Here is a 7,688-nt window from a genome sequence, read left to right on the forward strand (position 1 = left end):
TTACACTCTTAAGTTGATGGTCATGGGGTTCATAATGTATGTATTGATTATTTGATTTTGGTTATGGATCTTCGATAGTTTTTGAGGATTACAGAAGATGTGTTTTCTCATCACCAAAAACGGTCGTTTCTAATTCTTTTTCAACGTTTCAAAATTTGTATTGAAAATAGTAAGTCATAGAAGTATCATATACATATTCAAACATTTGAAGATGTATATGATACTTTTGGGTTTTTAATTAAAAATAAGTACTAGAGGTGTTTTAATGGGAAATGAAATGCAACAATTTAAAGCTGATTTTTTTAAAGCCTTATCGCATCCTCTGAGAATAGGTATTCTAGAACTATTGTCAGAGGGTGAAAGAAGTGTAAATGAAATTCAAACCATCCTTAACAAGGAAGGTTCAGCTGTTTCTCAACAATTAAGTGTACTACGTTCAAAAAACATTGTTGTTGGTACTAAAGATGGAAAACGAGTTTTATATTCTCTACGAGACCCTATGACTGTGGATTTACTGGTAGTTGCACGGAAAATTTTTAACAACCATTTAATCGACACGATTTCAATGTTAGAAGAACTAGATGAAACAGAACGTGAAACGATAGTTAAGGAGGGTTAAGTTGAGCATTGAAGTTAAGAAAGAAGATATCATTCAGCATGGAATGGAAATATTTCGCTCAATAGGAGCTCATCACGTTTGTAATGTTTGTATTAAAAGTGGAAATTCTTGTTGTTTTTCATGCCAGCATTTACAGGATGGAGTTGGATGTCAAAAGAGAAATACAGCTTGGTTATGCGGAATTCAAAGTTTTTTATTTGATCAAATAGGCTTACTGGACGAATGGAATAGTTTCTGGAGTAAAATTCCAGGACAAATGTTTCGTAGAGATAGTACCCCAGATAACGTAAGAATTAAATCGTTTATAGATATGAAAAAGCTAGATAGTCGAGGTGGATTACTTCTAGTAGAAAGGTTAAATTCCTACATACAAGAAGGAGGAGATATAGGTAAATTAGAACGTCATTTAAGCAAAACGTATAACTAATATTAGATTGATGCTCTCTTATAAAAAGATAAAAAGCGTCTGTATAAGAGTATGAGAAATGCATTTGTAACTCAAATTTATCAAAAGAAAATATTCTTTCAGAAGAATTAAGATTTATTAAAAATAGAAAAGAAGGTTTTGTAATGAAAGGGTTATTTACGGGAAGATTTGAAGGATATTCATTGGGACATTTTCAAAAGGATCTTCTTTCAGGAATGATTGTTGGAGTTGTTGCGATTCCGCTTGCTATGTCTTTTGCTATAGCTTCTGGTGTTAAGCCAGAGTATGGGATTTATACAACATGTATTGCCGGGATACTTATTTCGCTATTTGGTGGTTCAAAGTACCAAATTGGAGGGCCTACAGGTGCTTTTGTTCCTATTCTTTTAGGGATTGTAATTACCTATGGCTATGAAAATTTACTACTTGCTGGTTTATTAGCTGGAATTATCTTATGCCTTATGGGAATTTTTAAACTAGGATCTTTAATTAAATTCATTCCACGTCCTGTAACAATTGGCTTTACGTCAGGTATTGCCGTCAGTATCTTTACGGGACAAATTGCTAGTTTTTTAGGTTTAACAGGTATAAAAAAGCATGAGGAATTTATAGCGAATCTGAAGGAAATTTTTACTCATATCGGTACTACCAATTCTTACAGTGTCATAATTGCTTTGATTTGCTTTTTTGTTATACTCATAACACCAAAAATTTTTCCAAAAGTACCAGGTTCATTAGTAGGCGTTGTTATTTCAACTTTAATTGCAACTGTATTTTTCTCAGGTCATGTACCTACTATTGGTACGGCATATGGTACGATTCCAAACACACTTCCTCAGTTTGATATACCAGAAATAACAGTAGAGCGTATCAAACAGTTAATTGGTCCTGCATTTGTTATTGCAATGTTGGGTGGTATTGAATCTCTTTTATCCGCCGTCGTGGCAGATGGTATGACAAATAGTAAACACAACAGTAACAAAGAGCTTATTGGCCAAGGAATTGCCAATATTGTTGCACCGTTATTTGGAGGAATTCCGGCAACTGGAGCAATTGCCCGCACAGCAACTAATATTAAGAGTGGAGCTGTATCTCCGATGTCGGGTGTTATTCATGGGGGATTTGTGTTATTTACACTTCTACTGTTAGCTCCATCTGCTTCACATATTCCCCTTGCTAGTATGGCTCCCATTTTAATGGTGGTAGCTTGGAATATGAGCGAACAAAAACATTTTTATCACATACTTAAAATGAAGACAGGAGACTCTCTTGTATTACTGGTAACATTTTTACTTACTGTATTTACCAGTTTGACAACAGCTGTGGAGATCGGTCTTATTTTAGCTATTATTTTGTTTACAAAACGTATGAGTAATATGCTTGTCATATCTAAAGTGCTTCCTGATCATACAAAAAAGAATGAAAAATTGTTACCACATGTGGTAAATAAAGCTCATGATTGCCCACAAATTAGTATTTATACAATAGAAGGGCCATTATTCTTTGGGGCTGCTCAAACATTTGAACAAAATATTTTAGCGACTATTCATTATAAACCTAAAGTTTTAATTTTACGTATGGGAAAAGTTCCTTTTATTGATACCACAGGAGAGTCTTACTTTAGGAATATTGTTCAGCATTTTAAAAAACAAGGTGGCGTACTTCTTATTTCAGGAATTCAATCAGAGCTAAAAGTAACTCTAGATAAGAATGGATTGTATGCTGAGATTGGGGAAGAAAACTTTTTTGATCATACCGGGGAAGCCATTAACTGTGCTCTAGGACATTTGAATACAAAAAAATGTATAGGGTGTAAGCATTTCGCTTTTCATGAATGTACCGGGCTTTCTCAGCAATCTCAGGAAGTGAATACAATAAAGAATAAGGCAAATGCATTAGATTTTTAAAAACTTCACTTCACATACAAAGTTTGTTTGATTTGATCTACTCTTTTAATCCTTTTATTAAGAAATAGAGAAGGAGAAAGTTTGCTTTGGAGAATGCGGAGAAAATTTTTACAAGGTGTGAACAAGAAGGTTTTTCATACATCCAACAAATGATTATCAAACAGCAAGAAGAAAATATCTTCCTTACATTTAAACGAAAAACGGATTATACAAACAGTATCCTTTCAAAAGATGATAAAAAGAATTATGAAAAAAATGTCTCGTTTTTTTCTCATGTTTCTGGTGGTGTAATTATATGGGGAGTAGCTTCGAGTAAAAATATAGATGGTGTTAACATAGCTAAAAAAATCCAACCTATCTCTAATGGAAAAGCGTTTTTAAGTAATCTAAATTGTTTATTTCCAAAAGATTTTATTGCTATAAACCCGGATGTTAAAAACATATATATTCCTTTTCCTAAAGAAACAAACAATGGATTTGTAATCACATATGTTCCGGGGAACAACTATCTGTTAAGCCTTAATAACTATTATACAAAGACCAGGGATAACTTTGTAATGATGATGGGGCAGATTCTTTTAAATGATGTGTTAAAAAATAGAAGACTATGAAGAAATTCATTATAAATCATGGATATAGAGGAGAATAAATAATGTCTGAATTTAAAGATCAAGTATTAAATGTGTTAGAAGAAGTATGTGAAAATGATATCGTAAAAGAGAACCCAGATGTGCAATTATTTGAAGAAGGAATTCTAGATTCTTTTGGTACAGTGTCTTTATTAGGGGTCACCATACATGCCCATCAACTTAAGAAAACAAATCCACCCCAAAACGAAAAAATGAGCTTTTTTATTACAAGTTAGCACAAAATTTCGTTCTGGGGGTAGTTGTATCTTCTTAGCTTGATGACGATGTGGCGGTACCTCTTCTTTTTACAGGAAGAATTGGTGTTTTAACATAGAAAAAATGTTTAAATAAATAATTTCGACATATACATTTGGATTATTTATCCTTACTACTTTACTTGAGTTTGTTGTCCGTCTACTATTGTTGCTGTACTATCTTTCACTAAAAAATGAACAATCGGTAGTACTAGAAAACTAGCCATTGCACATAATATGCCAATAGATAAGAATGTCTGTCCGTGAACTAATAGCCAGGAAGCACTTGCAGATGCAAACATCATTCCAATATACATCGCTGAGCTATTAAGAGCCATTACGGTACCCCTTACCTTTGGACTTAATTCTGAGATTAAAGCAGTTAATGAAGATTGTCCAAACCCAATTGATGTACTCCATACTACGTGTACAATAATTGCAGATATTAAATGTTCAGTTAACAATGAGAAACTAATAACCCCAATTGCAGCGATAATAGTAGCAATTGAAATAACTACTTTTTTACCGATTTTATCTGCTAATTTACCACCTATGACGTTGCCTATAATACTACCTGCTCCCGCCAAAAAAATTACCATTCCTGTTTTTTCTACACTAAAATCAAAATTTTCTTTGTAATAAACTCCAATATAAGAAAACATCCCCTGTAAACCAATAGTCCACAAGAAAGTAGATAATAATGCAAAGAATATAGATGTATTTGTAAACGCAGTTTTAATCGCAGACACCATTGCCACTGGTGCAGACACTGGAATTTGATTAGTTGGTGGCGTTTTAGGCAACATGATCATTACAATAATTGCAACCAACATTGCTAAAATCCCTATACCATAAAAGGTCCATTGCCAGTTACCAACAGAAGTTAAGAAAGCCCCAATCGGTACTCCTAAAACTGTTGAACCAACCATTGCCCCCATTACCATTCCCATTGCCATACCACGCATTTTATAAGGTATTTTATCACCTATCAATGCAAATATACTTGGCATAATCATAGCTCCTGATAACCCTGTTAATGCACGGAAAACTAAAATCGTGTTAAAATCTTGAGTTAGTCCTGTACAAAAAGTTCCTATTGAAAATATAAACATTCCTGTTACAATCATTTGTTTACGACCAAATTTATCAGAAATCGGTCCGAAAAATGGAGCTGTTAATCCATAAAATAAAGCGTAAGAGGTAATTAACCACCCTCCTTTTTCCATTGGTGTTGCAGTGGATTTGGCGATATCAGGAATTAAAGGTGATACCACTAAAGAATCCATTCCAACAAAAAATGCTACAACTGCTAGTAGAAACAACATAGGTTTAATTCCTTTGTCATTCACTTAAATCTCTCCTTGTCTTTCGATTTTATTTCACATATGAAATATATACCCAAACATATACTTCATATATGAAGTATATGTTTAAACAAAAGTGTAACTATTAGTTACACTTTTGTTATTCCTTTTTCAACATTTAATAAATGGCGTTTATGGTCTTTGAGAATTTCTGATAAAGTTATAAATTTTTCTTCATCAAAATAAGAAAAGTTTTCTTTAAGAAATACCTTATATTGAATATTTACTTTTTCTTTTGTTTCTTTACCTTTTTCAGTTAAATATACCAGGGTTTCTCTTTGATCAGCTGGATTTTTAGTAGTTGTTACAAAACCATCTCTCTTCATTCGTTGAATCATAGTAGTAACATTACTAGGAGCGCAACCAATTTTTTGTTTTAAATCAGACATAGAAGTTTTTTCTGAATCTGATAACACTTGTATTACTCCAAATTGAACTATGCTGATGTCGAATTGTTCTAATTGATTTTCCAGATTATTTTGTAATTGATGATATACATCTCTAATTAAAGTATATAATTCTCTTGCCACTATTTGCATAGAAAACACCCTTTCTTCAGAGAATGAAGTCTACACTAGACAAATTAGATGTGAATAATTATATTTTCTGTCAAATGATGAATATGTTACTTTACAACTATTCCTACATATCTCTCTTATTTCTCTGAAAGCTACCATATATTTCATATATGAATTATATGGCATAAATAAACAACAGTCAATTCTTTATAATATTCTTGCTCTCAAAGGGGTACCGCCCATTGTCATCAAGATAAAACGAAATTGTATCTATAAAACGAAAAAAACGTTATTCTTTCTAAAAAATGCTAGATTAGAAAGGATGACGTTTTCTTATGAATCTCTCGATTCAAGATGAACTACAACCATTTGCGAAAGAATTACAACGATATGTTTCACCTGTATTTTTAGAAGAACTTGCAAGAAATCTTGGGTTTGTAAAGCGAAAACGCAAGTTTTCTGGATCAGACTTAGCTACTATTTGTATTTGGATGAGTCAACGGATTGCAAGTGACCCATTAGTCCGATTATGTAGTAGGCTTCATGCTACGACAGGTACTTTACTCAGCCCTGAGGGCTTAAATAAACGCTTAAATACAAAAGCAGTTTTGTTTTTACAACATATTTTTTCTTTACTGTTACAACAAAAAGTATGTGAACAAACGCAAATTTCTAATCATCTCTTCTCTTATTTCCATCGAATTCGTATCCTAGATGCTACCGTATTTCAAGTGCCAAATGCTTTAGAGAATGTATATCCAGGCTCTGGAGGATGCGCCCAAACAGCCGGAATCAAAATTCAATTAGAATATGATCTGCACAGTGGGGAATTTCTTAACTTTCAAGTTGGACCAGGAAAAAATAATGACAAAACATTTGGGACGGAGTGCTTAGATACCTTACGGCCAGGAGATTTATGTATTCGTGATTTGGGTTATTTTTCATTGGAAGACTTAGATCAAATGGATCAACGAGGTACATACTATATTTCTCGTTTAAAATTAAATACAAATGTATATGTGAAAAATCCAAACCCAGAACACTTTAAAAATGGTGTAATTAAGAAACAATCGGAATACATACAAATCGATGTGAAACAGATTTTGGAACAACTACAGCCCGGGGAAACATTTGAATTAAAAAATGCTTATATTGGTGATAAACAACAACTGTTTGCACGTGTTATTTTTAATCGATTAACAGAAAAACAACTTAAAAAACGACGAGCGAAGATCGCAGAAAAAGAAAAGGCAAAGAATAGAACGTACTCAGAGAAAAGTAAAATGGTAGCTGGATTAAACGTGTACGTGACAAATATACCTTGGGAATGGGTTCCGATGGAACAAGTACATGAGTTATATACTTTACGTTGGCAAATAGAAATTGTCTTTAAAACGTGGAAATCACTCTTCAAAATAGACCATTATCGTAATGTAAAACAGGAACGATTAGAGTGCCAATTATATGGAAAATTAATCGCTATTTTCCTGTGCTCTTCTACTATGTTTAAAATGCGCCAACTTCTTTTGCAAAAGAAGAAAAGAGAATTAAGCGAATATAAAGCGATGGGGATGATCCAAGATTATGTATATCTTTTGTATCAAGCTATACAGAAAGACACTCAAGAAATAACAAAGATTCTAATCCGTCTATTCCACCTACTACAGAAAAATGGGCGGAAATCTCATCGATATGAGAAGAAAACAGTCTTTGATATTATGGGTGTTGTCTATGAGTATAGTGGATTTAGAAGACAAAAGAAATCTGCATAATCTTTAAAAATGATACCTACCTAGGTTTATTTGGCATGCTCATTTTTAAGAATAAAAAGTGTTTTAAGAGTGTTGCAGTTTATTTGAACGAAAGTTCATTTTGCTTCCGTTCTTAAGTTGATGGGCATGGGGTCACCATATCAAAAAAAGAAAATTGTACGTTTAGACATAAAATTGGCACATTTTGATATGTTCCCT

The 7,688-nt window shown here is 32.9% G+C and carries 7 protein-coding genes and 1 pseudogene; 6 read left to right on the forward strand and 2 right to left on the reverse strand.

What is annotated here, in order from left to right; all coding sequences use genetic code 11:
- Window positions 1–265: 265 nt before the first annotated feature.
- The 5 genes and pseudogenes from COI75_RS16740 to dltC form a co-directional block, all read left to right on the forward strand.
- Window positions 266–619, forward strand: a complete 354-nt coding sequence (locus tag COI75_RS16740) for an ArsR/SmtB family transcription factor (RefSeq protein ID WP_098448492.1) — start codon at window positions 266–268, stop codon at window positions 617–619.
- Between the two features lies 1 nt (window position 620).
- Window positions 621–1,046, forward strand: a complete 426-nt coding sequence (locus COI75_RS16745) for a DNA mismatch repair protein (protein WP_098448493.1) — start codon at window positions 621–623, stop codon at window positions 1,044–1,046.
- A gap of 143 nt (window positions 1,047–1,189) precedes the next feature.
- Window positions 1,190–2,953, forward strand: coding sequence for a SulP family inorganic anion transporter (locus COI75_RS16750; protein ID WP_098448494.1), 1,764 nt, complete (start codon window positions 1,190–1,192; stop codon window positions 2,951–2,953).
- 86 nt (window positions 2,954–3,039) lie between these two features.
- On the forward strand, window positions 3,040–3,564 hold the full coding sequence (locus tag COI75_RS16755) for a hypothetical protein (RefSeq protein ID WP_070128693.1): 525 nt from the start codon (window positions 3,040–3,042) through the stop codon (window positions 3,562–3,564).
- Window positions 3,565–3,605: 41 nt separating this feature from the next.
- A pseudogene (gene dltC, locus COI75_RS16760) lies at window positions 3,606–3,737 on the forward strand (D-alanine--poly(phosphoribitol) ligase subunit 2); the annotation flags it as partial.
- A gap of 233 nt (window positions 3,738–3,970) precedes the next feature.
- On the opposite strand, the gene COI75_RS16765 reads toward dltC, so the two are convergent.
- A complete protein-coding gene (locus tag COI75_RS16765; protein WP_002130362.1) occupies window positions 3,971–5,185 on the reverse strand; it encodes an MFS transporter in 1,215 nt (404 codons plus the stop codon).
- Window positions 5,186–5,289: 104 nt separating this feature from the next.
- On the reverse strand, window positions 5,290–5,739 hold the full coding sequence (locus COI75_RS16770; protein WP_002130363.1) for a MarR family winged helix-turn-helix transcriptional regulator: 450 nt from the start codon (window positions 5,737–5,739) through the stop codon (window positions 5,290–5,292).
- A gap of 314 nt (window positions 5,740–6,053) precedes the next feature.
- On the opposite strand from COI75_RS16770, the gene COI75_RS16775 reads away from it, so the two are divergent.
- Window positions 6,054–7,490 (forward strand): IS4 family transposase, encoded by a 1,437-nt coding sequence (locus COI75_RS16775; protein ID WP_098448495.1) that lies wholly within the window; start codon window positions 6,054–6,056, stop codon window positions 7,488–7,490.
- Window positions 7,491–7,688: the final 198 nt, after the last annotated feature.

The sequence above is a fragment of the Bacillus cereus genome (assembly GCF_002564555.1).
Taxonomy (GTDB): Bacteria; Bacillota; Bacilli; order Bacillales; family Bacillaceae_G; genus Bacillus_A; species Bacillus_A cereus_K.

Coding starts and splice junctions, on each gene's coding strand:
- COI75_RS16740 (WP_098448492.1), top strand. CDS start 266: ATGGGAAATGAAATGCAACAATTTAAAGCTGATTTTTTTAAAGCCTTA.
- COI75_RS16750 (WP_098448494.1), top strand. CDS start 1,190: ATGAAAGGGTTATTTACGGGAAGATTTGAAGGATATTCATTGGGACAT.
- COI75_RS16770 (WP_002130363.1), bottom strand. CDS start 5,739: ATGCAAATAGTGGCAAGAGAATTATATACTTTAATTAGAGATGTATAT.
- COI75_RS16775 (WP_098448495.1), top strand. CDS start 6,054: ATGAATCTCTCGATTCAAGATGAACTACAACCATTTGCGAAAGAATTA.